This is a genomic window from Pseudoxanthobacter soli DSM 19599 (assembly GCF_900148505.1).
GTDB lineage: Bacteria > Pseudomonadota > Alphaproteobacteria > Rhizobiales > Segnochrobactraceae > Pseudoxanthobacter > Pseudoxanthobacter soli.
This window is the reverse complement of the sequence record NZ_FRXO01000001.1, coordinates 817,239-840,284: the sequence shown is the minus strand read 5'-3', so window position 1 is coordinate 840,284 and position 23,046 is coordinate 817,239. Positions and strand designations below refer to the sequence as shown.

Genomic DNA, 23,046 nt, shown 5'->3' with positions numbered 1-23,046 from the left:
CGTGGACGATCCGGCCATGACGATCGGCCTGCCGACGTTGTCGGGTCTTGATGCTCGTGTGGCGGAGGATGGGACGTGGCACGGTATCTGGCGGTCGGTGGAGGCGGACCACCAGTTCTGGCTCGCAGATCCACCGCCCGGCACCAAGACGGCCTATGTCGTCATCCTGCCGCTCGATGTTTCGCTGGAGCATCGCGCCGAAGCGGTGTTGCGCTTCTGGCGTGCGCTGATGGGGCGGGCGGTCGGCGAACACCATCGCGCGTTACCCGCGCAGACCCGAGACCGGCATATCCTGATCCTGCGCGCCCTCGACGGTCGCACCGATGGTGCCAGCTATCGCAAGATTGCGGAAGCTCTGCTGGGCTTTCGCGGAAACAAAACCGATTGGGAAAGCGACCCTCGTAAGAACCAGACGCGCCGCCTTGTTGCCGATGGCACCCACTACATGCGCGGCGGATATCGCGAACTACTGCATTATCCCACGCGTCTGCCGCCCCGCTGAACGCTCCCGTTCGATCATCATCATCATTCTTGCTTTCTTGGGGTGCCGGAATCGCACCCCCCTGATTCCGGCACGCTGCAAGCCGCCGTTCCTCCGCCACGGTTCGCCATGACCCGCTGCCGTCACCGGCAGTCATCCGAACCGACCCGGAGGCCCGATCATGCTCGACCCGAAGACGGGGTTGCCGCCGCGTTTTCTACGCACGCCCGACGCGGCGCGTTTCCTCGGCATTTCACTGCGGACGCTGGAAAAGCATCGCACCTATGGCACCGGCCCGACCTACCGCAAGATCGGCGGGCGCGTCATCTACGCGCTCGAAGACCTGCAAGCCTGGACAGCCATTGGCGCGCGCAAATCCACCACGGATCAGAATGCCGGCCGGGTCTTCCCGGCACGCCCTCTGACGCCCGCCGAACGGGGAGCACGCTGAATGAGCGGTGCTTCTCGACAAGACGGTAAGCACGGGAGCGAGCGCCAACGGCTCGATCCCTTCGTGGTCGCCAGCGGCGATGCCAGCCCGCGCGATCAGCGCGATCTCATGGAACGGCCGTTCTTCTCGTTGTCGAAGACGCCGCGCGTCAAGCCGATCCTCTACAAGGCCGCCGATGTCGAGGTGCAGGTGCTGGGGATGCCCGAACACGGCATGGCGACGATATGGGACGCCGATGTGCTGATCTGGGCCGCCTCGCAGATCGTCGCGGCCGAGAACCATGGTCTCCGTACCTCGCGCTTCTTTCGCTTCACGCCCTACCAGCTCCTGCGGGGTGTCGGCCGTCCAACCGGAAACCAGCAGTACCTTCTCCTGAAGGCCTCGCTGGCACGGCTGCAATCGACCGTCATCGCCACAACGATCCGCAACGGCGCGCAATGGCGCCGTCGACAATTCTCCTGGATCAACGAATGGGAAGAGATGACGACGCGCGAGGGCCGCGTCGAGGGCATGGAATTTGTTCTGCCCGAGTGGTTTTACAACGGGGTCGTCGACCGCTCACTGGTGCTGACCATCGACCCGGACTATTTCCGCCTGACCGGCGGTATCGAGCGCTGGCTCTATCGCGTCGCGCGCAAGCACGCCGGCCACCAGCGACACGGCTGGCTGTTCGAGATTACCCATCTCCACGCCAAATCCGGCAGCCTCGCGCGCTTTTCCGATTTCGCGCTCGATCTGCGCCGTATCACCATCCGCCAGCCTTTGCCTGGATATCGCCTGTCGATCGAACGCGAGGGGCGGCGTGAGTTGCTCCGTATACGGCCCGTCCAACAATTCACAGTGCCTGTGGATGAGCCTGTGAACGGCATCGGCAGATCGGGCGCAACGGGTGTCGGCACATCAGGCGCAGGCCTGTCGGCAGATCGGGCGCACAGACCGCAGTTAACACTCTGGCCTGAAACGCGAAATCCGACCGCTAACCTAGAGTCTAACAGAGAATCTAGCTCTTCCTTGTTGGCGCGCGCGAAACGCGGCCGTGGTGCCGGTGCCGCCGGAAGGCGGACGCCATGATCGTCGCGCTCCTCAATCAGAAGGGCGGCGTCGGCAAGACGACGCTGGCGCTGCATCTCGCCGGTGAATGGGCCGGGAGGGGCAAGCGCGTGACCCTCATCGACGCCGATCCGCAGGGTTCGGCGCTGGATTGGTCGCAGCAACGGGCGCGTGAGAACGGCATCCGGCTGTTCGGCGTCGTCGGTCTGGCGCGCGATACCTTGCACCGGGAAGCGCCCGAACTCGCACGCCACGCCGATCACATCGTCATAGATGGGCCGCCGCGCATCGCCGGGTTGATGCGGTCCGCGTTGCTGGCCGCCGACGTGGTGCTGATCCCGGTGCAGCCATCGCCGTTCGACGGTTGGGCCTCGGCCGAGATGCTGGCGCTCGTCGCCGAAGCGCGCATCTACCGGCCGGCCTTGGCGGCACGCTTCGTGCTCAACCGCTGCGGCGCGCGCACCGTCATCGCCCGCGAGACCGCCGAGACGCTCGCCGATCATGACCCGCCGGTGCTGGCGACGACCATCGGCCAGCGCGTCGTTTTCGCCGATGCCGCACAGTCCGGTCGGCTCGCCTCCGAAATCGACCCCGACAGTCAGGCCGCGCGCGAGATCGCGGCACTCGCTGCAGAGATCGGACGGCTGATCACGGGAAAGGCACTGCCATGAGCGCGCACCCGATCCGTCGCCGCTTTGCCGCCCGGCCCGCCGACCCGGAAAGCTGGATCAAGGCGGCCGACGCGCCGCGTACCGACGAGGCGGCCCGCTTCACCGCGCGGCTGACCATCGACATCACGCCCTCACTGCGTGGTCGCATCAAGATCGTCGCCTTTCAGCGCGGCATCACCGTCGCCGACATGCTGCGCGATCTGCTCGCGCGCGAATTCCCGCCGACCACCGATGGAGATCGCCCATGACCGGTGCCACCGCTTCCCGTTCACATGGCGGTATCGCACCGCGCACCCTGTCCGCCGACGCTTTCACCCAAGTCGAACTGACGCACATCGAGAAGCGGCTCGAGAACTGGATCAGGTTCGGCGACAAGGTGCGCGAACAGGTGCTCGACCGCCGTCGGCGTGTCTTTTTCTATCGACCCGGCAGCGTTTTCGCCTTCGTGCGGTGGGCGTCGAATGACTTCGGCACGATCACGTCACGGATCGACATCGTACGTGCGGTGGTGCCGGGCGAACCGTTCCAGACGCTGCCCTTCGTGCGTCCCGGCGGCGAGATCCTGCTCAGGATCGAGGGCTGGCCGAAGGTCGAGCGCGTCCTTCAGCACATCGATGCTGTCGAGGCGATCGGCATCGACGCCACCGAGGTGTCGCCCGATCACTGGCGGCACGCCCACAACCGTTTGACCGTCGGGCACGAGCCGCGCGCCTACACCGTCGATCAGCACCAGGCGTTTCTGTTGCGCCGGAGGGCCGAACCATGACCCGGTTCGGCTACGTCATGGCGACGTACTTCTCCGTGATGGGCGTTGCCGTCGCATCGTTCATTCCCACACCGTTGCGCCTCGTCTGGAACGCATCCGCGAGTGTTCCGATTGGCCTCTACGCTCTCGCCCCGGCGCCGGACCTGGAGGTCGGAGATCTTGTTGCTGTGCTTCCTGATAAAGCGCTCGCCGACTTCATGGTGGAGCGCGGCTATATCGGCCGCGGCGTGCCGCTGTTGAAGCGCATCATGGCCCTGCCAGGACACGAAGTCTGTCGCACCGGGCGCACCATCACGGTCGATCATGTGCCGCTCGGTGACGCGCTCGATCGCGACCGCGCGGGCCGCGACCTGCCGGTCTGGCAGGGGTGCCGGACGGTCGCGCAAGACGAGTTCTTCCTGATGAACCCGGATGTGCCCGACAGTCTGGACGGCCGCTACTTCGGCCCGATCCCAGCGCGCGCCGTCATCGGCACGGCGACGCCGATCTACACCGACGAGGAGGGCGACGGCCATTTCGTCTGGCGTGCCCCGACACGGTGAGCGCCGCACCACCTTCATCCCACCACCAGTTCATGGAGGTTCTACATGCCACAGATTGGCGAGTTCACGCGCGAACCCACCGGCTTTGTCGGGCGCGTCCATACCTTCACGCTCTTCCGCGAGATCACCATCATTCCAGCAGAGCCGTCCGATGCCGACAACGCGCCGGACTACCGCGTCCACAACGGCAACGAGGAAGGGCCGGAGATCGGCGCTGGCTGGAAGCGCACCGGCGAACGGGCCGGGGACTACATCGCGCTCGTCATCGACGATCCCGCCTTGCCGCAACCGATCCGCGCCAACCTGTTTCGGAACGATGACGGTGGCGCGTCCTGGTCGCTGCATTGGAACCGTGCCCCGAAGCGCGGTGAGCGGGAGTGACCTCATGCGATCCGTCAGCCTGCGCGCCTGTGCCATCTCCTTGCGATCGGCCATCCCTTTGTTCGCGGAAAAGCCGTCTTCTCTAATCGGCGTGGTGGGGTCAACCACAATCGATCTGTTCAACCGGCGCGGCGTTCAACGTCTTTTCGCGGCCCGCGCTTCTCTCCGGGATCGGCGTATAGCCCTCCCTCCATGGGGTCAGAAGAGTGACATGGCCCAATCTCATCCGCATCCTGACAGCGCATGGCGCTATCGAATAACGGCTTTCCCGAACTCACATCACCCACCGTCCGCGAAGGACGTCTTCCGCCGCGAGGCGGAACTTTACATGCTCTTCGAAGAGCGATGCTTATGCTGCAATTGCTATCGCATCCTCCCGTGTCCAGTGGAACTCGGTTCCGTCACTCCAGATCCGGTGCAGGATCACGGCAAGCCGGCGGGCCAACGCCACGATGGCCTTTTGCAGCCCACGTCGCTTTGCGACGTTCATCGCCCAGGCTTTCAGCCAGGACCATTTCCGGACACGGATCAGCAAGACCTGCGCGGCTTCGTAGAGCAGGCTGCGCAGCATCCCGTCGCCACATCGCGAGACGCGGCCCCTGCGGTTGCTTTCGCCCGACTGGTTGAGGACCGGGGTCAATCCGAGCACGGCTCCTACCGACCGGGAGCTGCGGAAGCGGGCCGGAATATCGATGGTCGCCGCATAGGCCAGCGCCACGATCGCACCAACGCCGGGCACCGTCATCAGCCGCCGGCAAACCGGATCGGTTCTGACTTCCTCCCGCACTTTACGATCCAGCTTTGCAAATTCTTCCCGCAGCTTTTGGCGCGCGGCGAGAAGCGGCTCCACGATCTCGGCCAGCTCCGGCATACCCTCGGTCAGTTCGCGGATACGATCCTCGTATTTGACCTTTCCGACCATGCCGACCTTCAGCCCGAAGTTCCGCAGCAGTCCGCGAAGGTCGTTCTCGATGGCGATCGCCTTTCCTTGCAGCAGCGTGCGGGCCGTCAGCAGGGCGCGGCGCTTCTGGCTCGTCAGCGTCTTCACATGCACCGGCCTGAACAGATGGACACGCATCATCTGGGCAATCCCACGCGCATCGTTGCGGTCGGTTTTGTTCGGAATGGCCTTGAGAAACGCCTTGGTGTGGCGGGTCTCGATGCAGATCACCGGCAGGCCGGCGCGCGCCAGGCCCTCGTAGAGCCATTGCGACAGCGGCCCCGCTTCAAGGCCGATCCGCTCCAGATTCCATCGAGGGTCACACAGCAGTTCGATGAGGTCATCGGGATGACTGACGACCTTTCGCTCCCGGCAAATCTCACCCGTCTCGTCGACAATACACACCGAGGTCTCTTTCACGGATACGTCCAGACCGGCATAATGCTTCATGTTGCGCTTCCTTTCCTGATGCTTGTGGCTGGGCAATACAGACCACGTCTACCATCGACTGGAAGCGCAACACCTTCCTCCATTCCGGGGAAAATGGGCTCTAAGCCGATTACCCCATCTCATCCCTTCGTCCCGCTCGACGACCGGTCGGCCGGCGCGCACAGCGGAGGTCAAGGGCGATCGAAGATCGGCGCAGTGCGCACACCCTTGACCGCAGCGAGCACGCTGGCAGGCTGGTGTCGCAGTGGAGAGAGTGCGACCGCGCGATTGGCGATCATCCTGCTCGCAGGTTTGCTGTTCGGCAGTACGATTCCTGTGAATGCGCTGGCGCAGACTCTGCCTGTCGTCCAACCGCCATCGCGCGATCCCTATGGCGAACTCATCGCCGAAGCGGCACAGCGCTTCGAGCTTCCCGCCGCCTGGATTCGCGCGGTGATGCGAGCAGAGAGCGACAGTGATCCACGTGCCACCTCGCCCAAAGGGGCGATCGGGCTGATGCAGATCATGCCGCAGACCTGGGCCGAGCTGCGTGTGCGTTACCGCCTGGGCGGCGATCCCTACGACCCGCACGACAACATCGTGGCGGGCGCGGCCTATATCCGCGAACTGTTCGATCGCTATGGCTCGCCGGAGTGGATCGCGGCCTATAACGCCGGTCCCGGGCGCTACGAGGAGGCGCTGAAGGGCCGACCGCTTCCACCGGAAACACGCGCCTATGTCGCCACCGTCGCGCCGATCGTCAGCCCCGGCGAGGCCACCGACGCGGTCGTCGTCGCGTCGGCCGATCCGCTTTCCTGGACCCGTGCTCCGCTTTTCATCAGGCAGCCTTTGAGCAAGGCGACGGTCCCTCCCGTGCAGTCAGATGAGCACAAGAACGACGCTCCGCAGGCGAACACCGTGCGCGATCTCTCCGCCATCGTGCCGCAGTCGGTCGGGCTGTTCGTCGCGCGAGTGGCACGGGGCGGCAGCCATGAGGCTCGCGGTCGAGCCGGATGCGCAAGCGACTTCAGTGTGCAGAGGATGGGGCTGGCGTCAGTCACATCTTTGGAGAGGAGGGGCAGAACGGAAAGGCAGGCGGGAGGGCAAGATTAAAGCGGGCGGCACCCCATGGGTCCGATCCGCAGGGCAAGCCCTTGTCTGCACACTGTTTGGGGCGGCACCGTCGCCGGACCGCCATGGTGCCGCGAGGCGCGGAAAAGCCAGAATATACGGCGTTTCTCGCAGCACTCTTGCCCGAAGCCGCCGATTTCGGGTGGATCGGCGGCCATGAGGGAAGACGACTATTATTTCCGGCCAAAGCCCGGCCGCGTCCGATCCAACGGTGGGAAATCGGGACAGGCCAAGAGCTTCCTCAGCAAGGTGCGGAAGGCCACGCGCCAGCAACAGGCGGCGTCCGGCCGAAGCCGATCGGCGAAGGGGGGCGGTCCCGGTTACGCAGCGAAGGGCACGCGTGTTGTCGCCTCCGGCCGAGGCGTGCAGCGTGGTCGCGGCGCATCCTTCGTGCGCGCCCGCAACCTGTCGAACGGCTGGAGCCACCGCCAGCCCGGCAGCCGCCGCGTCATCGTCAAATCCCGTTCTGTCCGGGGCGCGGGCAAGAGCGGAAAGGCCGCCGCGCACCTGCGCTATATCCAGCGCGACGGCACATCGCGCGATGGTGAGCGAGGCCGGCTCTATTCGGCGACGGAGGGTCGCGCAGATGGCGACGCTTTCCTCGATCGCGGCCAAGACGACCGCCACCAGTTCCGGTTCATCATTTCACCGGAAGACGCCACCGAGCTTGCCGACCTGACCGGCTACACCCGCGAGCTGATGGGAAGGCTCGAAACCGACCTTGGCACGAAGCTCGATTGGGTCGCGGTCAATCACCACAACACCGGCCACCCGCATGTCCATGTCATCGTCAACGGTCGCGATGCGCTCGGCGAGGATCTCGTCATTAATGGCGACTATCTCGCCAATGGTGTCCGCGAGCGGGCAACCGAACTGGCGACGCTGGAACTCGGCCCCGTCACCGAGATCGAGCAGCGCCGCAAACTCATGGTGGAGATCGACCAAGATCGGCTCACCCGCATCGACCGGGCGATGATCGCCGAAGCCGAAGACCGTTTGCTTGACCTCCGATACGGGCCGGACGATTTGCGTGGCCAGGCCGATCGTACGATGCGCCTGCGCCGTCTTGGCAAGCTCGGCGACATGGGCCTTGCCACTGAGCATGCGCCGGGCGTCTGGGAGTTGAGCGAGAGGCTGGAGCCCACCTTGCGCGAGATGGGCGAGCGAGGCGAGATCATCCGCACCATGCAGAAGGCACTCCGGGCCGAGGGTACCGAACGCGACCCGATGAGCTTCCAGATTCACGCCGCCGCGCCCACGATGCTGATCGTCGGCCGCGTCATCGACAAGCATCTCAGCGACGAGTTGGGTGAGAACCTGACGCTACTGGTCGATGGCATCGACGGATGCACGCACCATGTCTCCGGTGTCGACCCGGCGCGGGTCGAGGACGCCCGCTTCGGCAGCATCATCGAGATCGGGCCGCCGGAGAGCACCGGCCGTCCATCCGATCGCGCCATCGCCGCCATGGCCGAGGACGGCCTCTATCGGCCGAGCAGCCATCTGGAACAGGCTCGGTTCGAGGGGCGTGTGCCGAACGGTGACTATGAGGGGTTCGTCGATGCCCATGTCAGTCGGCTGGAGGCATTGCGCCGCGCCGGGATCACCGAGCGGATCGACGCCGATCATTGGCGCATCCCGGAAGATTTCGAGGCGCGCGCCGCCGCCCATGATGCGGGCAGCAACGCCCGCGTCAATATCCGCGTCCTCTCTACCTTCGACCTCGAACGCCAGATCGGATCGGACGGCGCGACGTGGCTCGACCGACGGCTGGTCGGTGTGGGCGTGTCCGATCTGTCGTCGTCAGGATTTGGCAACCAGGTGCACGAGGCGATGGCGCGCCGGCGCGAGGCGCTGATCGATCACGGTGACGCTGTCCGTCAATCCGATGGCCACGTCGCCTATCGGCGCAACCTGATCGCCACGCTTCAGGAGCGCGAGGTTGCCCGTGTCGGCGAGGAGGTGGCAGCGAAGAAGGCCCTGCCGTTCCGGGCCGCCGCCGATGGCGAGACCGTCAGCGGCACCTTCACCGGAGCGGTGCAGCTATCGAGCGGCAAGTTCGCGATCGTCGAGAAGTCTCACGAGTTCACACTCGTCCCGTGGCGGCCGGTCATCGACCGCCAGCTTGGTCGCGAGGTGTCGGGCATCGTCCGTGGCGGATCGGTGTCGTGGCAATTGGGGCGGCAGAAGGGATTGGAGATCTGATCTCAACACCGGGAAAGCTGGAGCGAAGGCTCATCTATCGCGATCCCACGGCGGCTCAGGCAGGAAGCGGTTCACCAGTTCGTCGACCACGACGCGCACCTTCGGGCTCATCTGCCGGGTCTGCGGCCAGAGAGCGTGGATCGGAAAACCCCGCGTCGGCACCGCCGGCAGCACCTGTGCAAGTCGTCCGTCGCGTAAGTGGTCGGCAATCAGCCAAGTCGATAGAAGCGCGATACCTTGGCCGGCGAGGGCTGCGTCGCAGATGGCGTCGCTGTGGTTGAACGAGAGCCGTCCGGAGACGGGCTTCGCCACGGGCGCGCCTTTCCCATCCAGGAACCACCACGGCAGGGACTGTCCGCCCCGGCCGAAGACGATGCAGGCATGAGCGCTGAGATCATCGAGCGAGGTGGGGCTCCCGTGCTTGTCGAGATAATCGGGGCTGGCGCAGAGCACCGATTGCTGCACACCCAGCCTTCTGGCGACGAGTGTGGAGCTGTCATCGAGATCGCCGATGCGGATCACCAGGTCGATGCCTTCGTCAATCGGATCAATGCGTCGATCGGTCAGTGAGACTTCCAGCGACAGTTCCGGATACAGCGCGCCAACGTCGAGGAGCACGGGCAGCACCCAGCGTCGGCCGAACACCACGGGCAGATCGACTCGCAATCGCCCGCGCGGCCGCAGGCGATGCGCGTTGAGTGCCGCCTCGGCGTTTTCCAGGTCGGCCAGGACGCGCACGCAGGTGTCGTAGAAAGATTGGCCTTCGGTCGTCAGAGCGAAGCGGCGTGTTGTTCGGTTGAACAATCGAACCCCGAGCCGATCCTCGAGCCGCGCCACGCTCTTGGCGATACCGGATTTCGAAAGGCCGAGCCTCTCCGCCGCCAGCGTGAATCCGCCTGCGTCGGCGGCCTGGACGAAGGCTGTTATGCCACTGAGGTGTTCGGCGGAAATCATCGCGACCTATTGACGACTATCTGTCAACTCATATTGCCATATGAGCCGATTTATCGCCACTACAGTCGCCAATAAAATGCTCCGGATAGGGTCGTCCGGCCCGCATCCCACGGAGCGGCGCCATGCCAGGACCATCGCATTCCACCCATGAAGACGAAGGAAGGCGTTCGATCCCGCCGGCCCTGGTCTGGCTTCTGGCGATCGGAGCCGGCGTCGGCGTCGCCAATGTCTACTACATCCAGCCGGTGGTCCCGCTGGTGCGCGAGACATTCGGCATCGGATCGGAACCGGCGAGCCTCGTCCCGGCGGTGAGCCAAGCCGGCTATGCCCTCGGAATGCTGCTGCTGGCCCCGCTCGGCGATCTCATCGACCGCAAGCGGCTCGTCCTCGCCAAGTCGATCCTGCTCGTGCTTCTCCTGTCGGCGACGGCGCTCGCGCCGGATTTTTCCGTGCTTCTCGCCGTCAGCCTCGCCGTCGGACTGCTCGGCAGCCTCGGCCAGGACTTCGTGCCTATGGCGGCGCAACTCGCGACGGCCGAAGAGCGGGGGCGCACCATCGGGCTTGTGACCACGGGCCTGCTCTGCGGCATCCTGTTGTCTCGCACATTGGGTGGTGTCGTCGGCGATCTCTTCGGCTGGCGAGCGATCTACGCCTTGGCCGCCACCATGGTGGCGCTGGTCGGCGTTGCGGTCTGGCGCTGGTTGCCGCTCCAGCCGGCGACCGCCAACGGTTCCTATGGCGCTCTTCTCTTGAGCCTCGCCACCTTGGTCGGGCGGTACGCGGTGCTGCGCAAGGCTCTTCTGACCCAAGGCCTGCTGGCGGCAACCCTCGGCGCCTTCTGGTCCACACTGGCGTTGATGCTGGCCGAGCCACCGCTCCATCTTGGTGCGGGTGCGGCCGGCACCTTCGGATTGGCCGGCGCCGCCGGGGCCTTCGGCGCCCCTCTGTTCGGGCGTCTCGCCGACGCCCGCGGGCCTGCCATCGCGATCCGCCTCGGCTGCCTTCTGGTCGCTCTTGCCTTTGTCCTGATGCTGGCGTCGCCGCATTCAATCGCCGCGCTGATCGCAGGGGCGGTGCTGTTCGACCTCGGCGTTATGGCCGCGCTGGTTTCGCACCAGACCATCGTCACGACGATCGACCCCGCCGCGCGCAGCCGGCTGAACGGCTTACTGATGACCGCCGCCATGATCGGCATGGCGATCGGCGCGCTCGCCGGCGGCTGGGCCTGGAGCCGCTACGGCTGGGCCGGTGTGTGCTTCACAGGCGCCGCCTGCGGCCTCGTCGCGCTGCTGCGCTCTCTGTTTCCGCCATCCATCCCCTTCGCTTCAAAGGAGTACGCCCGATGACCGCCTCTGTCGCACCGTCCACCTCAACCGAGTCCGACGCTCGAACCGCTCCGCTGACGGTGCTGTTCTCGTTCCTGTCGCGCGCCGATCCGACCGCCAACGCGTCCGAACCCGACCCTAATCTCAGTTTCGAAACATGGGGGGACTATTGGCGCAAGGCGCATGGCCCGCGCTTCCTCCATCCCGACGAGCCAGACGATCGCAAGACCATCGAGCGCCTGCTGCGTTACGATCAGATTCACCGCGTGGCGTCGGGACCGACGAGCTTGAACCCGCCGCCCTACCGGCCGCCGCTCGACGCGGACGGTCGCTTGTTCGAGACCATCGTCGGTCACGTCGAGTCCTACCGACGTCCGCAGTGGGACGGGGTCGCGTATCTCAACTTCTCTGGGCTAGACGATCTCGGCGCGGTTCTCGGTGCCGAGCGGGTTCGTCGCAAGATCCTTCCCGAGGATCAGGCCATCTTCCGGGATCTCGGGCCGCTACTCGCCCGCCAGTTCGTCATCATGCCGAACACGGCTGGCAACGACTCGATCGTCCTGATCAAGACCCACATCCGGCGCGATGATCTCGACCGCGAGACGTTCCAGCGCCGCTGGCTGCACGACCATGCCGAACTGGTGGTCGGCCAGGCCGATACGCAGCATCTCGTGAAGCGTTACGTCCAACTGCACAACATCGGTCCCGTCACAGAGGGCGTGCCGTTCTTCCACCCCGTAGCCAGCCGGATCGATGGCGTGACGCTCATGGCCTTCGCCTCGATGAAGGATGTCGAGAGCTTCCTGCAGTCCGACGGCCATGCCGCCATCGAGGAAGCGGAACGATCCATCGCGGTCGTTGAGGCGGGCGAGTATTGGACCGGCCTGACCTTCACCGTTGTCGATCAGCTCGCGCCGGAACGGGCCTCGGCAACGTCATAAGGGGGCCGGCGACGCTGTCCGACCAACGGTGCCGGCTGCGGGCGGTTGTCCCGCGTCCGCTATCCGGCCATCGCGCGGTGCTCCCGAAAAGCCGCAGCCAATGTGCGCAATGCAGCGCGCGACTTGGGATCGGTGAGTGTGGAGTGCAGCACAATCTCGGACGACGGCAGGCGCGGCAACCTGAAGCGTTCGCCGATTTCGACGGTGCCGGGCGGAGCAAGGCGACAGGAAAAGACGGCCATGGCGAGTCCAGCGGAGACGGCTGCCGTCACCGCCGACGAGCCGCCACCGAGGAACACTTCCGTCCAGGCGATGCCTGCCTCGTCGAGGGCGCGGGTCGCGATATCGCGCACGCCACAGGACGGCGACAGGGCCGCCAGCCGCAGAGGCTCGCCCTGCCGATGCTCGAAATTCGGCGCGGCGAACCATCCGAAATGTTCGGGACCGAGAACCTCGCCGTCGCGCCGGTCGTCTTCGCGACGAATGATACAGGCGTCCAGCTCTCCACGATCGAAGGCGTCGAGCAGCGTGCGCGAATTCTCCAGGCGGACCTCGATGCGCAGGCCCGGATCATACGCGTTGAGTTGCGCCAGAAGGGTCGGAAGCTCCGGTCCGGCCACATGCGCAGCGATGCCGAGCCCGAAGCGGCGTGGGGTGGTGGAAGCGAGCGCCGACAGCGCCGCTTCGTGCGCGGCAAGAAAGTCGCGAGCCCGGTCGAGAAAGACTGCGCCGTGTGCGGAGAGCCGGACGTGGCGCGGCGTGCGTTCGATCAGCCGCTGGCCGATCCGCTCTTCCAGGCGCCGCAGCTTGACGCTGATCGCCCCTTGCGTGGTGCCGAGGGCCTCCGCCGCGCGCGTGAAACTCTGAAGGTCGGCGATGGCCACGAAGGCCTGAACGGACTCGACATCAAGGGATGCCATTTCGATCATCCAGATTTGTTGTCTCTGAAATATTCAGCCATATCATTCTTATATCGTCAAGTTTCGCCTACGATCAGGTCCATCAACAACAGTCGCTCGCAAGACTGCCGTGCCACTCCGGCTTCAGCCGTTGGGGGTGAACGGCCGCGCGCGAGACGCCGAGTGATCTTGGCGCTGAAAGGCCTGACCATGTCCTTTGCTTCCTCGCGGCAAGGTAACCTTGCCTTGGCCGCCATCTGCTTGTCGGCTCTGATGTTCGGTTTCGAAATATCAAGCGTTCCGGCGATTCTGCCGACGCTGGAGAAAGTCCTTCGCGCCGATTTCCAAGAGCTCCAGTGGACGATGAACGCCTACACCATCGCCGTGGCGACGGTCCTCATGGCTGCCGGCACACTGGCGGATCGCTTCGGGCGCAAGCGTCTCCTCGTCGTCGCTATCGTTGCGTTCGGCGGCACGTCCGTCCTGTGCGGCTTGGCCCCCAACATGATGATCCTCATCGTTGGGCGTGCGCTCCAAGGCGCGAGCGGCGGCGCCATGCTGATTTGTGGGATCGCCGTGCTCTCGCATCAGTTCAGCACGGCGGCTGATCGAGCCCGGGCTTTCGGTTGGTGGGGCATCGTTACCGGGTTCGGTCTCGGCTTCGGTCCGGTGATCGGCAGCGGGATCGCCGCCCTGATGGGCTGGGCCTGGGTGTTTCTGATCCACGGTTTCATCGCCGTGCTGACCGTCATCCTGGCTTGGCGCGGTGTTCGGGAGTCGAAGGATCCAGCCGCTCGGCGCCTGGATCTCGGCGGCATCGCGACCCTGTCACTGGCCGTCTTTTGCGTCGCCTACGTCATTACTCAGGGCAGCGAACTCGGTTTCACCAGTCTGCTCGCGCTGGCGATCGTCGCTACAGCCGCCCTCAGCCTCATCGCCTTCGTCATTGTCGAGCAGATCACGCCGCACCCGATGTTTGATTTCTCGGTGTTCCGAATCCGGCCGTTTTCCGGAGCTTTGTTCGGCTCGATGGGCATGAATTTCAGCTTCTGGCCGTTCATGATCTATCTGCCGATCTGGTTTCAGGCGGGGCTCGGTCTCGACGGGCTGACCGCTGGCCTTGCACTTCTCGCCTACACCCTGCCGACGCTGGTCGTGCCGCCCTATGCCGAACGCCTTTCGCTGCGTCTTGGCGCCGGCACCGTCATCCCGGCCGGATTGTTCGTGATCGGTCTCGGCTTTTTCATCATGAAGATCGGAACAGGCGGTGGTCCGGCGGCCTTGCCGACGACATTGATCGGCGCGTTGCTGGCCGGGATCGGTCTCGGGGCGACCAACACGCCGGTCACCAACACCACGACTGGATCAGTATCGAGCGACAGGGCCGGCATGGCATCCGGCATCGACATGAGCGCACGGATGATCTCGCTCGCCATCAACATCGCGCTGATGGGCTTTGTCTTGGTTGACGGCGTTCTGAAGCGCCTGAGTGCGGTGTCCGGATCGTTCGACGCCACGCAACTTCGGCACATCGCCGAACAGGTCGCCGCCGGAAACGTCGGTGCTTTCGATCAAGCCCCTCCGGGAGTGTCGAAGGTGCTCGGTCTTGCCGCACTGGCCGGCGGCTTCGGAGAGGTGATGCTCTACGGCGCCATCGGTGTCTGGGTGCTGGCCGCACTCAGCTTTTTCACCTTCGGGAGGAGGAGAGGTATCGCTGGCGCGTCATGAGTCGGAGCCCGGCAACCGGCTCGCCGTGGATTACTTCGACGGTATCGAAGAAAATCAAAAGTCGGAGATAGCCGCGCAATCCGCCGGAAGCCTCTCTCCAAAGCCCTCGGAGCAGCTAATTAAGTCGAACAAAGCTGCAGTGAGTAGTCAGTTCGGCGGAGAACGCGGCTCTGTATTTCTCCAGCCAACTTGCCGTGCTCCGCCGCGGTACGCTCCTTTATGCCCGACCATTCTTGGTCTGCCATGAACGAGGCCCATCGCTCGGTCAAGGCGGCTTCGTCGGGCCATTCGAGGAGATAAACGAACTCCGTCCGGTCCCTCGTCCGGGCCTCCCACATGATTAGAATATTGAAGCTGTGACGTTTCATGATGCGCACCGCGTGATCTCGAAACCGGGCGTGGAAGGCGGCCTTGTTGTGCTCGAATATCTCGTAGATGCGCAATTGATGCATCATGTTTTCTCTTCCGTCTGGGGCTTGATTGCTCGTCTGCTCGGCTTTTGCAGTGGCAATCCCGGATCCATTGAGTAGAACTACTCCCATTGAGGCCCCGATAAACGTCCTTCGACGAATGATCTCGTTTGATGGCATTGATCTTTCCTTCGATTCCCGTCTTCATATTGGTCGATCGGGCTTGAAACTCATGGCCTGCGAAATGCTCTCGCGAATCTCCGGCGTAAGCTTCTCCACGAACTCAATCGCCGCGAGGTTGTGTGCGAGCTGGGCGTTGCTCGAAGCGCCGAGGATCACCGTGCTCACCGACGGGTTGGCCAGACACCAGGCGATGGCGAGCTGGGCGCGAGAGCTGCCGAGATCGGCGGCAATGCCTTGAAGGCGCCGCGCCGCCGCGCGCATCTCCTCCTGCCGTCCGGCAAAGACGAAATCCGAGAGCCAGGAAAAGCCTGCCGCCGTCAGCCGTGATCCGGGTGGGATGCCATCATCATAGCGTCCCGCGAGAACACCGGAGGCCAACGGCGACCATGTGGTCAAGCCAACACCGTGTGTCTCGGCGATAGACCGATACTCCTGCTCCACGCGGGCGCGATGGAACAAATTGTATTGGGGCTGCTCAACCTGCGGCGGGATGAGGTGGTTCCGGTCGGCAAAGGCGATCAGCGCCTCGATATCCGAGGCAGGCCATTCCGACGTTCCCCAATAGAGGACTTTCCCCTGCCGGATGAGGCTGTCCATCGTGAACGCAATCTCCGGCAAAGACATGTCGGGATCAGGCCGATGGCAGAGGTAGAGGTCGAGATAGTCGAGACCAAAGCGCTGTAAGGCTTGTTCACAGGCTTCGATGATGTGCTTCCGGCTCAGCCCTTGCTGGGTTGGCCGGGCGGTCTCGGCGGGATCGTGATTGTCCCCCGTTCCATAGAGGACCTTGCTGGAAACACAGAATGAATCCCGTGGCCAGCCCAGCGCCTTGATGGCCCGGCCGAGCATGCGCTCGGCTTCCCCGCCGAGATAGACCTCAGCGCTGTCGAAGAAATTGACCCCCCTCTCATAAGCCAGCGCAAGACAATCACGGGCACCTGCATCGTCCAGCGCAGTCCCGAAGGTCACCCAGCTGCCATAGGAAAGGGCCGACAGTTTGAGGCCAGATCGGCCAAGGCGCCGGTACTCCATGCCGCACTCCCATTGTGTCGGGAGCGATTATCTTTGCGGCACTGTGAGATGTAAAATATCTGATTAATGATCGAATGATATGTTTTGCATATCGTAAGATGCGACTTGCCGTGTCGTCGCAAGGAAGCCGTCGCGAACAGGCGACCGCTTTGATGCGTCCCACCCGACAACCACGTCCATGACCGTCATCTCGGGAGGCGCGTCGACTGCGATTGGGCGGAATACAACGCCGTTCCTTTGCCCTCGCGCGAGCGAATCCGGCACCAACGCAACGCCCAGCCCCACGGCCACCAGCCCCACGGCGGTCTGCATTTGGCGAGCTTCCTGCGCGATCCGAGGCGAAAATCCAGCCAGTCGGCAAAGACCAATGAGCTGATCATGGAGGCCCGGCCCTTCAGCACGAGGTGTGGCAACAAAATCGTCCGGGGCCAAGTCCGCGAGCGTGACCGTGGCGGCTTTCGCCAAGGGATGATCTTCGGGCAGGGCAACAACCACCGGCTCCTGCGCGACACGCTCGAATGTCAGATCCGGAATGACGATGCCGGGCCACCGCATGAAGCCGATATCGGCAATCCCCGTGCGTATCGCATCCACCTGCGCCGTAGTGGTCGCCTCCTGCAGACGCAACTCCACATTCGGGAATTGGTGGCGGAAAGTCCGGACGACCAACGGCATCATGTCAAAATGCGCGGTGTCGATAAACGTGACGGTGAGGCGGCCTGCGACGCCGGCGGCAACCCGCCGGGCTTGCTCGACGCCATCCTCCAATTGCAGCAGAGCGCAGCGCGCGGTTTCCAGGAAGGATGCCCCGGCGGCCGTCAACGCGACGTTTCGGTTGCTGCGTTCGAACAGGAGCAGACCCAGCTCGTCCTCCAGCTTCCGGATGGCTTGGCTGAGCGGCGGCTGCGCCATGTGCAATCGCTCGGCTGCACGATGGAAATGCAGCTCCTCGGCCACGGCGATGAACTGTCGGAGCAGACGTGTCTCGATCATTGATACGCAATATATATCATTTTGGTCTCTTCTCAATATTTGACATCTCATTCGCTGTCCGGCGGTATCGAGGGTGACAGATGGGAGGTCATTCCAACGAGGGCGGCGCGGTAACGCAGAAGTATTGATGGATAATGCGTGGAATTAAGAAGCGTCATGAAAGGAAACAACAGCGGGCATGTCGCCAAACAGAGAGACCGGCGGCCGACCGGTCCTCGCGTCCTACGCTATGCCAAGGACGGGACGGACGAGCGACGTGCCATCTCGACGAACAGGTTTCCGGCCCGCGAGAGCCGCCGCACTGGCGAGGCAACGAGTCCGAACTCGCGATGCAACGGTGATGCGAGCTTCGAAACCCGCAAGCCGCGCCGCTGTTCCGGCAACGTGGATTCCGGCACGAGGCTGACACCCGCGCCCTCCCGAACCAGGGCAAGCGCGCTCGACCAGTCGCGGACCTCGATCTCAACGTTCTGGAGCGTCAATCCAGCCGCGTCGGCAAGCGAGCGGGCGTTCGTATGGCACCCGCCGGTGGCGAGGACGAAGGGTGCTGCCGCCAGTTCGGCCAACGACAGCGACGTGCGCCGCGACAGGGGATGCGCCGCCGGCAGGATGGGAACCCAGGCATCCCGTCCGAGTGGAACGGCTTTTCTGGCCGAAGACGGGTTGAGAACGACGCCGAGGTCGATCGATCCTGCCGCGAGCCATGCCTCCACTTCCAGGTCGTCGGTTTCGAGCGGCACGAGATCGATGCCCGGATGGAGCGTGCGAAAACGCCGAAGCAAAGGCGGAAGGACCGTGGCGAATACGCTCGGGAAGCCCGCCAGACGTATGGCGCCGGTCTCTTCGCCGATCAGCGCCATTGCCTCCCTTTCGATCGCCTCCAGATGCGAAAGGGCTGTTCGCGCATGGTCGAGCGCGCGCTCTCCGAAGGCGGTCAACGCGACGCCCCGCGGTTGCCGGACGAGCAGCTTCACCCCCAAGTTCTCTTCGAGCGCGGCCAGGGCTTGGCTCATCCCCGATTGGGTGACGCCGAGCTTATCCGCTGCTGCGGTGAAGCTGCCGGCCTCGGAGACGGCGATCAGGCTCTGGAGTTGGGTCAGGTTCATAGTAGGTGAACTTATATCAGAGAAATATGCGAGTAATTTTTATTATATCACGGGACCTGCCAATGTGGGCGGCGATCTATCCCCTCCGCGAGGTCCCGACGATGAAGCTCTATTTCGCCCCCGACACCTGTTCGCTCTCGCCGCACATCGTGCTTCAGGAACTCGGAATGCCCTACGAGCTCGTCCGCGTGAACAATCGGACCAAACGCACATCCACGGGAGAGGACTTCCTCGCCGTCAATCCAAAGGGCTATGTCGCGGCGCTCGAACTCGATACCGGCGAGGTTCTGACCGAAGGACCGGCCATCGTTCAGTATTTGGCCGACCTGATGCCGGAGGTGGGATTGGCTCCGGCTGCCGGTACGCTGGCGCGGGTTCGGCTGCAGGAATGGCTCAACTTCATCACCAGCGAAATCCATTCCGGATCGAGCCCGCTGTTCAATCGAGCGTTGCCGGAAGATGTGCAGGCGATCTTCCGGGATCGGCTGTTCCGGCGCCTCGACTTCATCGAGGTAAACCTCACATCGCGGGATTATCTTGTGGGGGACGGTTTCACGGTCGCCGACGCCTATCTCTTCACCGTGCTCGGCTGGATGAAGGGTTTTTCGATCGACATCGGCCGTTGGCCGGCGACCACGCACTACATGCAGCGGATCGGCGCGCGGGCATCTGTCCAAGCTGCTTTGGCACGGGAGGCCGAGACGTCTCCGGCGGCATAGAGGAGGAAATGGGACGCTGGTTCCGGTTACTTCAACACGGCCAGGGCCGGCTCGATCAGGGCCTCCAGTTCCGCTCGCGTCGCGCCATCCCGTGCCTGGAAGGAGATGGCCTGCAGAATGCCGTGATAGAAGGCCGCGAGCTGCGCGACGTTCGTGCCCATCGGCAGCTCCCCCTCGCGCGTACCGCGTTCAAGACGTGCCGCGATCAACTCGACCGTCTTGCGGCGTGCCTGGAACAGATGCTCGCGCACCGGCAGGTTCTCCGGCAAACAGTTGACGACGCCGAGGATCAGCAGACACCCGCCCGGCTTGGTCGACAGGGCAACGTCGATGCTGCCCGCCAGCATGGCTCGAATACCGTGGCGGACAGTGCCCGCTTCTTCGAGCGCTCGCATGGGTACCGAGCCGACCGTTGCGACGTAGAGGTCAACCGCTTCCCGAAACGCCACTTCCTTCGTGCCAAACGCCGCATAGAAGCTTGGCGGCGTCACGCCGATTGCGGCCGTCAGGTCGTTGAGTTGCGCACCTTCGTAGCCCTTGGCCCAAAACACCTCCATCACCTTTTCGAGGGCGAGATCGCGATCGAAGCTGCGGGGGCGGCCACGGAGTGCCATGGAAATCCTTTCTGTAGTCAGATTTATATAAATCAATTGACCCACTCGGGCAAGCACGATAGTCATTTCTATAATTTCGACTATAGAAATGGAGCGAGGGCCATGGGTGAGGTGAGAGACGCCAATCCAGCATCAAGCCGAGATCGCACGCAGGGGCAGGCGGGAATGCCGTCGGTCGTCTATCTCCTCGGGCTGACGATCTTCGCGCTCACTACCTCGGAGTTCATGGTCGCCGGCATGATGCCGGCCCTGTCGGCGGCTTTCGCTGTTTCGGTGGCCGAGATCGGCTATCTGATCTCGCTCTATGCCCTCGGCATGGCGATCGGCGGCCCGCTGGTGACGGCGTTGCTCCTCCGCCTCAACGCGCCGAACAAGCCGGCGCTTCTCGTTTTGCTCGGCCTCTATGTCATGGGCGGAGTGCTTGCGGCTCTCGCACCAGGTTACGGCGTCATGGCGATCGCGCGGATCGTGACTGGCGCGGCCAGTTCCGCCTGCTTCGGCGTGGCACTGGCGATTGCCGCGGACTTGGTGACGCCACAGGAGAGAGGGCGTGCGGCATCCATCATGCTCGGCGGACTCATGCTCGCGCCGGTCTTCGGTCTGCCGGTGACCACGGCCATCGAGCAGGGCTTCGGATGGCGGTCGAGTTTTTGGAGCGTTGCCGTCCTCGCCATTCTGGCCGCAGCTCTGGTTGCCGTTTTCGTTCCCGTCTCGAAGAGCCATATCGAGAATGGTCTCAGCACGGAACTCGACGCGTTGAGGAGAGGCCGCCTTTGGGCGGCCTATGCGACGAGCGGCCTCATCATCGGCGCGACTTTTGCAGCTTTCAGCTACGCGGTGCCGCTCTTCATCGACATGGCGAAACTGTCACCGGCGACAATACCGACGCTGCTTGCTGCCTATGGCGGAGCCAATGTCGTCGGCAATCTTGTCGTTGGGCGTTTCGCCGACCGTCATACGATCCCGATCCTCCTCGGCGGACTGACTGCCCTTGCGTTGGCACTGATGACCTTCGCCGTCTTTGCAGCCAACAGTTACCTTGCTGTCTCGGCCTTTCTGGTTATCGGCATTGTTGGGGTACCGATGAATCCGGCAATGGTCGCGCGCGTGATGCGGATCGCGCATCCGGGGCCGCTGGTGAACACGGTCCATACCTCAGCCATCACCGCCGGCCTCGCCCTCGGTGCGTGGGCGGGGGGCGTCGGGATCAATGCAGGCTATGGCCTCACCGCGCCGCTATGGGTCGGCTTCGCGCTCGCCCTGTTCGGTCTGTTGAGCCTTTGCACCTCGCCGCGTCCGATCGATGAGCGCTTAGCGAGATCGGAGGCGCGATGCGGCGACGAGCGCACAATGGCCAGGAGGTTACCGATCAACAGAATGCGTTGTTGAGAGGCCGTATCCCCCTCGTGGCGCTGATCCAGACGCTGTCCGTGGCCGAATATCTGAATTTCCGACACGCGGCGAATGCTCTCGGCGTCAGTCAGTCGAGCGTGAGCACCAGGATCAAGACGTTGGAAGAGGATCTCGGTGTTGTTCTATTCGAGCGCCGCCACCGTGGCGTCCGCCTGACCGACGCCGGCCGCAGTTTCATCACGGAGATAGCCGCCGGGATTGGCCACCTTGATCTTGCAATCAAGACCGCAGGGGCGGTTTTGAACGGCACGATTGGTCATCTGTCGATCGGACTCCTGTCTTCGATCGCTTCGGGCTTCCTGGCCGATCTGCGCCGCCGGTATCGCGACGAGCATCCGGAGATCGAACTCGACATCTTCGAGGGGCGTTCGGACGAGATCATACGTCAGGTCCGCGAAGCCAAGCTCGACATCGCCTTCGTGGTAGGTGCCGTAGAAGTGCCCGACTGCCATTCACGGCAGCTCTGGTCCGAAGCCGTGATAGCCGTGCTACCGCAGGGCCATTCATTGGCGAGTGCGGACCATCTCATGTGGGAAGACCTCGCCGCAGACACCTTCCTTGTCCGGCAAAGCGGCGCCGGTCCCCAAGTCCTGGACCATATCGTTCGCAGACTCGTCGAGCGAGAGAAGTCGCCCCGCATTCGTCGGTGCGATGTCGGTCGAGACACGCTGATGCACATGGTTGCAGATGGCGAGGGGATCACGCTGACGAGCGAGGCCGCGTCGCACGTCCCGTTTCCCGGCGTCGTGTTCCGGCCTGTCGCTGATGAGCCGGATCGGGCCAGATTCAGCGCGGTCTGGTCGCCGCACAATCGCGGTCCAGCCCTCAGGCATCTGCTCGATCTTGCTACCGAGATGAGCAAATCAGCGCGATCTGGCTGATTCCTTCAAAAGCTCACCCGGCTCAATTCCAAGCGCCTCAGCAATCTGCCCAAGAACCGTGACGCTGGCGGAAACGTCGGCGCGCTCGATTGCGCCAATATAGCGCGCGCTCAAGCCGGACTGGTCGGCCAACTCTTCCTGCGTCATTTGCTTGTCATGGCGCAGCCGACGCAGATTGACCGCCATAACCTCCTTGAGATCCATGGCGAAATGAGAGCCTGCGTCGGAATGATCGTTCCAGGAACGATCATTCCGATTCGTGCTGAAACGTGTTATAGATCCCCTCGGCGCAACGGTGAATTCCAGTCCGCTGCTGCTGAGAGCCGTGGTTCACCAAGCTGTTTGTCTCAAAATTGAAGAGCTGTTGAACTAATCATTGCGAGCCGCCGTACTGTCGAAAGGAGCGCCCTCCGATGCGGATACGCCCCGAACTCGATCCCGATGTCGACGATTTCGCTCCCAGCGAGCCGGAGATCACGGTCTACGACGAACGACACTTCGTCACGTATCTGCGATTGCTCGATGCTGAGATAGATGGAGCCGACTGGACAGAGGCGGCTCGCATCGTTTTGCACCGCGATCCGAAATCGGAATCGGGTCGAGCACGGACCTGCTGGGAAAGCCACCTTGCCCGCGCGCGGTGGATGATGAAGACCGGCTATCGCAAGATATTGGAGCAGGCAGCGGCCGAGGCGAGAACGGCCCGGCACTAACCGTCCTTTTTCTTCGCCACTGTATCCGAAACCCCGGTGTTTCGGATTTTCTGTTGCTTCTGGTTGGCACGGCTATTCTCTGATCGGC

The 23,046-nt window shown here is 63.7% G+C and carries 26 protein-coding genes; 17 read left to right on the top strand and 9 right to left on the bottom strand.

What is annotated here, in order from left to right:
* The first annotated feature begins 16 nt into the window (after positions 1 to 16).
* The 8 genes from BUF17_RS03540 to BUF17_RS03505 all read left to right on the top strand — a co-directional run bounded on the left by BUF17_RS03540 (position 17) and on the right by BUF17_RS03505 (position 4,342).
* Positions 17 to 502, top strand: coding sequence for a DUF2285 domain-containing protein (locus BUF17_RS03540; RefSeq protein ID WP_210215381.1), 486 nt, complete (start codon positions 17 to 19; stop codon positions 500 to 502).
* A gap of 160 nt (positions 503 to 662) precedes the next feature.
* Positions 663 to 932 carry a helix-turn-helix transcriptional regulator gene (locus BUF17_RS03535; RefSeq protein WP_073625759.1) on the top strand — a complete coding sequence of 90 codons (270 nt, stop codon included), beginning with the start codon at positions 663 to 665 and terminating at the stop codon, positions 930 to 932.
* Positions 933 to 2,003 (top strand): replication initiator protein A, encoded by a 1,071-nt coding sequence (locus tag BUF17_RS03530; RefSeq protein WP_073625758.1) that lies wholly within the window; start codon positions 933 to 935, stop codon positions 2,001 to 2,003. It abuts the gene before it with no gap.
* Entirely contained in the window at positions 2,000 to 2,653 is a 654-nt protein-coding gene (gene parA, locus BUF17_RS03525) for a ParA family partition ATPase (RefSeq protein ID WP_073625757.1), read from the top strand. Before BUF17_RS03530 ends, parA begins: the two co-directional genes overlap by 4 nt.
* A complete protein-coding gene (locus tag BUF17_RS03520; protein ID WP_073625756.1) occupies positions 2,650 to 2,901 on the top strand; it encodes a hypothetical protein in 252 nt (83 codons plus the stop codon). The genes parA and BUF17_RS03520 overlap by 4 nt, the downstream gene beginning before the upstream one ends.
* Positions 2,898 to 3,419 carry a DUF2840 domain-containing protein gene (locus BUF17_RS03515; RefSeq protein WP_073625755.1) on the top strand — a complete coding sequence of 174 codons (522 nt, stop codon included), beginning with the start codon at positions 2,898 to 2,900 and terminating at the stop codon, positions 3,417 to 3,419. Before BUF17_RS03520 ends, BUF17_RS03515 begins: the two co-directional genes overlap by 4 nt.
* Positions 3,416 to 3,961, top strand: coding sequence for a S26 family signal peptidase (locus BUF17_RS03510; RefSeq protein ID WP_073625754.1), 546 nt, complete (start codon positions 3,416 to 3,418; stop codon positions 3,959 to 3,961). The genes BUF17_RS03515 and BUF17_RS03510 overlap by 4 nt, the downstream gene beginning before the upstream one ends.
* A 45-nt stretch (positions 3,962 to 4,006) precedes the next feature.
* Positions 4,007 to 4,342, top strand: coding sequence for a DUF736 domain-containing protein (locus tag BUF17_RS03505; protein WP_073625753.1), 336 nt, complete (start codon positions 4,007 to 4,009; stop codon positions 4,340 to 4,342).
* Positions 4,343 to 4,691: 349 nt separating this feature from the next.
* Here the strand turns inward: BUF17_RS03505 and BUF17_RS03500 are convergent, their stop codons facing one another.
* On the bottom strand, positions 4,692 to 5,732 hold the full coding sequence (locus BUF17_RS03500; RefSeq protein ID WP_073625752.1) for an IS110 family RNA-guided transposase: 1,041 nt from the start codon (positions 5,730 to 5,732) through the stop codon (positions 4,692 to 4,694).
* 267 nt (positions 5,733 to 5,999) lie between these two features.
* Here BUF17_RS03500 and BUF17_RS03495 point away from each other — a divergent pair, with 267 nt between their 5' ends.
* Together BUF17_RS03495 and BUF17_RS22015 are read left to right on the top strand one after the other, a co-directional pair.
* A complete protein-coding gene (locus BUF17_RS03495) occupies positions 6,000 to 6,824 on the top strand; it encodes a lytic transglycosylase domain-containing protein (protein WP_073625751.1) in 825 nt (274 codons plus the stop codon).
* A 15-nt stretch (positions 6,825 to 6,839) separates the two neighbouring features.
* Positions 6,840 to 9,047, top strand: coding sequence for a relaxase/mobilization nuclease domain-containing protein (locus tag BUF17_RS22015; protein WP_428977616.1), 2,208 nt, complete (start codon positions 6,840 to 6,842; stop codon positions 9,045 to 9,047).
* A gap of 30 nt (positions 9,048 to 9,077) precedes the next feature.
* Here the strand turns inward: BUF17_RS22015 and BUF17_RS03480 are convergent, their stop codons facing one another.
* Positions 9,078 to 10,001 (bottom strand): LysR family transcriptional regulator, encoded by a 924-nt coding sequence (locus BUF17_RS03480; RefSeq protein ID WP_073625749.1) that lies wholly within the window; start codon positions 9,999 to 10,001, stop codon positions 9,078 to 9,080.
* 122 nt (positions 10,002 to 10,123) lie between these two features.
* Between BUF17_RS03480 and BUF17_RS03475 the strand changes: the two genes are divergently transcribed.
* Positions 10,124 to 11,347: an MFS transporter gene (locus tag BUF17_RS03475; protein WP_084563862.1), complete on the top strand. Its 1,224-nt coding sequence runs from the start codon at positions 10,124 to 10,126 to the stop codon at positions 11,345 to 11,347.
* Positions 11,344 to 12,267, top strand: a complete 924-nt coding sequence (locus BUF17_RS03470; protein WP_210215380.1) for an EthD domain-containing protein — start codon at positions 11,344 to 11,346, stop codon at positions 12,265 to 12,267. Before BUF17_RS03475 ends, BUF17_RS03470 begins: the two co-directional genes overlap by 4 nt.
* 59 nt (positions 12,268 to 12,326) lie before the next feature.
* Here the strand turns inward: BUF17_RS03470 and BUF17_RS03465 are convergent, their stop codons facing one another.
* A complete protein-coding gene (locus tag BUF17_RS03465) occupies positions 12,327 to 13,187 on the bottom strand; it encodes a LysR family transcriptional regulator (RefSeq protein ID WP_073625748.1) in 861 nt (286 codons plus the stop codon).
* Between the two features lie 189 nt (positions 13,188 to 13,376).
* Here BUF17_RS03465 and BUF17_RS03460 point away from each other — a divergent pair, with 189 nt between their 5' ends.
* A complete protein-coding gene (locus BUF17_RS03460; RefSeq protein ID WP_073626036.1) occupies positions 13,377 to 14,894 on the top strand; it encodes an MFS transporter in 1,518 nt (505 codons plus the stop codon).
* 119 nt (positions 14,895 to 15,013) lie between these two features.
* Here the strand turns inward: BUF17_RS03460 and BUF17_RS03455 are convergent, their stop codons facing one another.
* The 4 genes from BUF17_RS03455 to BUF17_RS03440 all read right to left on the bottom strand — a co-directional run bounded on the left by BUF17_RS03455 (position 15,014) and on the right by BUF17_RS03440 (position 18,618).
* On the bottom strand, positions 15,014 to 15,349 hold the full coding sequence (locus tag BUF17_RS03455; RefSeq protein ID WP_073625747.1) for an NIPSNAP family protein: 336 nt from the start codon (positions 15,347 to 15,349) through the stop codon (positions 15,014 to 15,016).
* 159 nt (positions 15,350 to 15,508) lie between these two features.
* Complete coding sequence (locus BUF17_RS03450) at positions 15,509 to 16,519, bottom strand: aldo/keto reductase (protein WP_073625746.1); 1,011 nt, start codon at positions 16,517 to 16,519, stop codon at positions 15,509 to 15,511.
* Positions 16,520 to 16,582: 63 nt separating this feature from the next.
* Entirely contained in the window at positions 16,583 to 17,512 is a 930-nt protein-coding gene (locus tag BUF17_RS03445; RefSeq protein WP_073625745.1) for a LysR substrate-binding domain-containing protein, read from the bottom strand.
* 227 nt (positions 17,513 to 17,739) lie between these two features.
* Positions 17,740 to 18,618, bottom strand: a complete 879-nt coding sequence (locus BUF17_RS03440) for a LysR family transcriptional regulator (protein ID WP_073625744.1) — start codon at positions 18,616 to 18,618, stop codon at positions 17,740 to 17,742.
* Positions 18,619 to 18,719: 101 nt separating this feature from the next.
* Between BUF17_RS03440 and gstA the strand changes: the two genes are divergently transcribed.
* Positions 18,720 to 19,337, top strand: coding sequence for a glutathione transferase GstA (gene gstA / locus BUF17_RS03435; RefSeq protein ID WP_073626035.1), 618 nt, complete (start codon positions 18,720 to 18,722; stop codon positions 19,335 to 19,337).
* A gap of 26 nt (positions 19,338 to 19,363) precedes the next feature.
* Here gstA and BUF17_RS03430 read toward each other — a convergent pair whose 3' ends face one another.
* Positions 19,364 to 19,951, bottom strand: a complete 588-nt coding sequence (locus tag BUF17_RS03430) for a TetR/AcrR family transcriptional regulator (RefSeq protein WP_073625743.1) — start codon at positions 19,949 to 19,951, stop codon at positions 19,364 to 19,366.
* Positions 19,952 to 20,053: 102 nt separating this feature from the next.
* Between BUF17_RS03430 and BUF17_RS03425 the strand changes: the two genes are divergently transcribed.
* Together BUF17_RS03425 and BUF17_RS03420 are read left to right on the top strand one after the other, a co-directional pair.
* On the top strand, positions 20,054 to 21,340 hold the full coding sequence (locus BUF17_RS03425; RefSeq protein WP_244530741.1) for an MFS transporter: 1,287 nt from the start codon (positions 20,054 to 20,056) through the stop codon (positions 21,338 to 21,340).
* Positions 21,341 to 21,357: 17 nt separating this feature from the next.
* On the top strand, positions 21,358 to 22,245 hold the full coding sequence (locus BUF17_RS03420) for a LysR family transcriptional regulator (protein ID WP_244530740.1): 888 nt from the start codon (positions 21,358 to 21,360) through the stop codon (positions 22,243 to 22,245).
* Here BUF17_RS03420 and BUF17_RS03415 read toward each other — a convergent pair.
* Positions 22,228 to 22,449 carry a helix-turn-helix domain-containing protein gene (locus BUF17_RS03415; protein ID WP_073625741.1) on the bottom strand — a complete coding sequence of 74 codons (222 nt, stop codon included), beginning with the start codon at positions 22,447 to 22,449 and terminating at the stop codon, positions 22,228 to 22,230. The two genes, BUF17_RS03420 and BUF17_RS03415, sit on opposite strands and share 18 nt — an antisense overlap.
* Positions 22,450 to 22,658: 209 nt before the next feature.
* Here BUF17_RS03415 and BUF17_RS03410 point away from each other — a divergent pair, with 209 nt between their 5' ends.
* Positions 22,659 to 22,958 carry a DNA -binding domain-containing protein gene (locus BUF17_RS03410; RefSeq protein WP_073625740.1) on the top strand — a complete coding sequence of 100 codons (300 nt, stop codon included), beginning with the start codon at positions 22,659 to 22,661 and terminating at the stop codon, positions 22,956 to 22,958.
* Positions 22,959 to 23,046: the final 88 nt, after the last annotated feature.

What these genes read in the sequence shown, in the direction of transcription:
- BUF17_RS03540 (WP_210215381.1), top strand. Translation starts at nt 17, where the DNA reads ATGACGATCGGCCTGCCGACGTTGTCGGGTCTTGATGCTCGTGTGGCG.
- BUF17_RS03535 (WP_073625759.1), top strand. Translation starts at nt 663, where the DNA reads ATGCTCGACCCGAAGACGGGGTTGCCGCCGCGTTTTCTACGCACGCCC.
- BUF17_RS03530 (WP_073625758.1), top strand. Translation starts at nt 933, where the DNA reads ATGAGCGGTGCTTCTCGACAAGACGGTAAGCACGGGAGCGAGCGCCAA.
- parA (WP_073625757.1), top strand. Translation starts at nt 2,000, where the DNA reads ATGATCGTCGCGCTCCTCAATCAGAAGGGCGGCGTCGGCAAGACGACG.
- BUF17_RS03520 (WP_073625756.1), top strand. Translation starts at nt 2,650, where the DNA reads ATGAGCGCGCACCCGATCCGTCGCCGCTTTGCCGCCCGGCCCGCCGAC.
- BUF17_RS03515 (WP_073625755.1), top strand. Translation starts at nt 2,898, where the DNA reads ATGACCGGTGCCACCGCTTCCCGTTCACATGGCGGTATCGCACCGCGC.
- BUF17_RS03510 (WP_073625754.1), top strand. Translation starts at nt 3,416, where the DNA reads ATGACCCGGTTCGGCTACGTCATGGCGACGTACTTCTCCGTGATGGGC.
- BUF17_RS03505 (WP_073625753.1), top strand. Translation starts at nt 4,007, where the DNA reads ATGCCACAGATTGGCGAGTTCACGCGCGAACCCACCGGCTTTGTCGGG.
- BUF17_RS03500 (WP_073625752.1), bottom strand. Translation starts at nt 5,732, where the DNA reads ATGAAGCATTATGCCGGTCTGGACGTATCCGTGAAAGAGACCTCGGTG.
- BUF17_RS22015 (WP_428977616.1), top strand. Translation starts at nt 6,840, where the DNA reads ATGGGTCCGATCCGCAGGGCAAGCCCTTGTCTGCACACTGTTTGGGGC.
- BUF17_RS03480 (WP_073625749.1), bottom strand. Translation starts at nt 10,001, where the DNA reads ATGATTTCCGCCGAACACCTCAGTGGCATAACAGCCTTCGTCCAGGCC.
- BUF17_RS03475 (WP_084563862.1), top strand. Translation starts at nt 10,124, where the DNA reads ATGCCAGGACCATCGCATTCCACCCATGAAGACGAAGGAAGGCGTTCG.
- BUF17_RS03470 (WP_210215380.1), top strand. Translation starts at nt 11,344, where the DNA reads ATGACCGCCTCTGTCGCACCGTCCACCTCAACCGAGTCCGACGCTCGA.
- BUF17_RS03465 (WP_073625748.1), bottom strand. Translation starts at nt 13,187, where the DNA reads ATGGCATCCCTTGATGTCGAGTCCGTTCAGGCCTTCGTGGCCATCGCC.
- BUF17_RS03460 (WP_073626036.1), top strand. Translation starts at nt 13,377, where the DNA reads ATGTCCTTTGCTTCCTCGCGGCAAGGTAACCTTGCCTTGGCCGCCATC.
- BUF17_RS03455 (WP_073625747.1), bottom strand. Translation starts at nt 15,349, where the DNA reads ATGATGCATCAATTGCGCATCTACGAGATATTCGAGCACAACAAGGCC.
- BUF17_RS03450 (WP_073625746.1), bottom strand. Translation starts at nt 16,519, where the DNA reads ATGGAGTACCGGCGCCTTGGCCGATCTGGCCTCAAACTGTCGGCCCTT.
- BUF17_RS03445 (WP_073625745.1), bottom strand. Translation starts at nt 17,512, where the DNA reads ATGATCGAGACACGTCTGCTCCGACAGTTCATCGCCGTGGCCGAGGAG.
- BUF17_RS03440 (WP_073625744.1), bottom strand. Translation starts at nt 18,618, where the DNA reads ATGAACCTGACCCAACTCCAGAGCCTGATCGCCGTCTCCGAGGCCGGC.
- gstA (WP_073626035.1), top strand. Translation starts at nt 18,720, where the DNA reads ATGAAGCTCTATTTCGCCCCCGACACCTGTTCGCTCTCGCCGCACATC.
- BUF17_RS03430 (WP_073625743.1), bottom strand. Translation starts at nt 19,951, where the DNA reads ATGGCACTCCGTGGCCGCCCCCGCAGCTTCGATCGCGATCTCGCCCTC.
- BUF17_RS03425 (WP_244530741.1), top strand. Translation starts at nt 20,054, where the DNA reads ATGGGTGAGGTGAGAGACGCCAATCCAGCATCAAGCCGAGATCGCACG.
- BUF17_RS03415 (WP_073625741.1), bottom strand. Translation starts at nt 22,449, where the DNA reads ATGGATCTCAAGGAGGTTATGGCGGTCAATCTGCGTCGGCTGCGCCAT.
- BUF17_RS03410 (WP_073625740.1), top strand. Translation starts at nt 22,659, where the DNA reads ATGCGGATACGCCCCGAACTCGATCCCGATGTCGACGATTTCGCTCCC.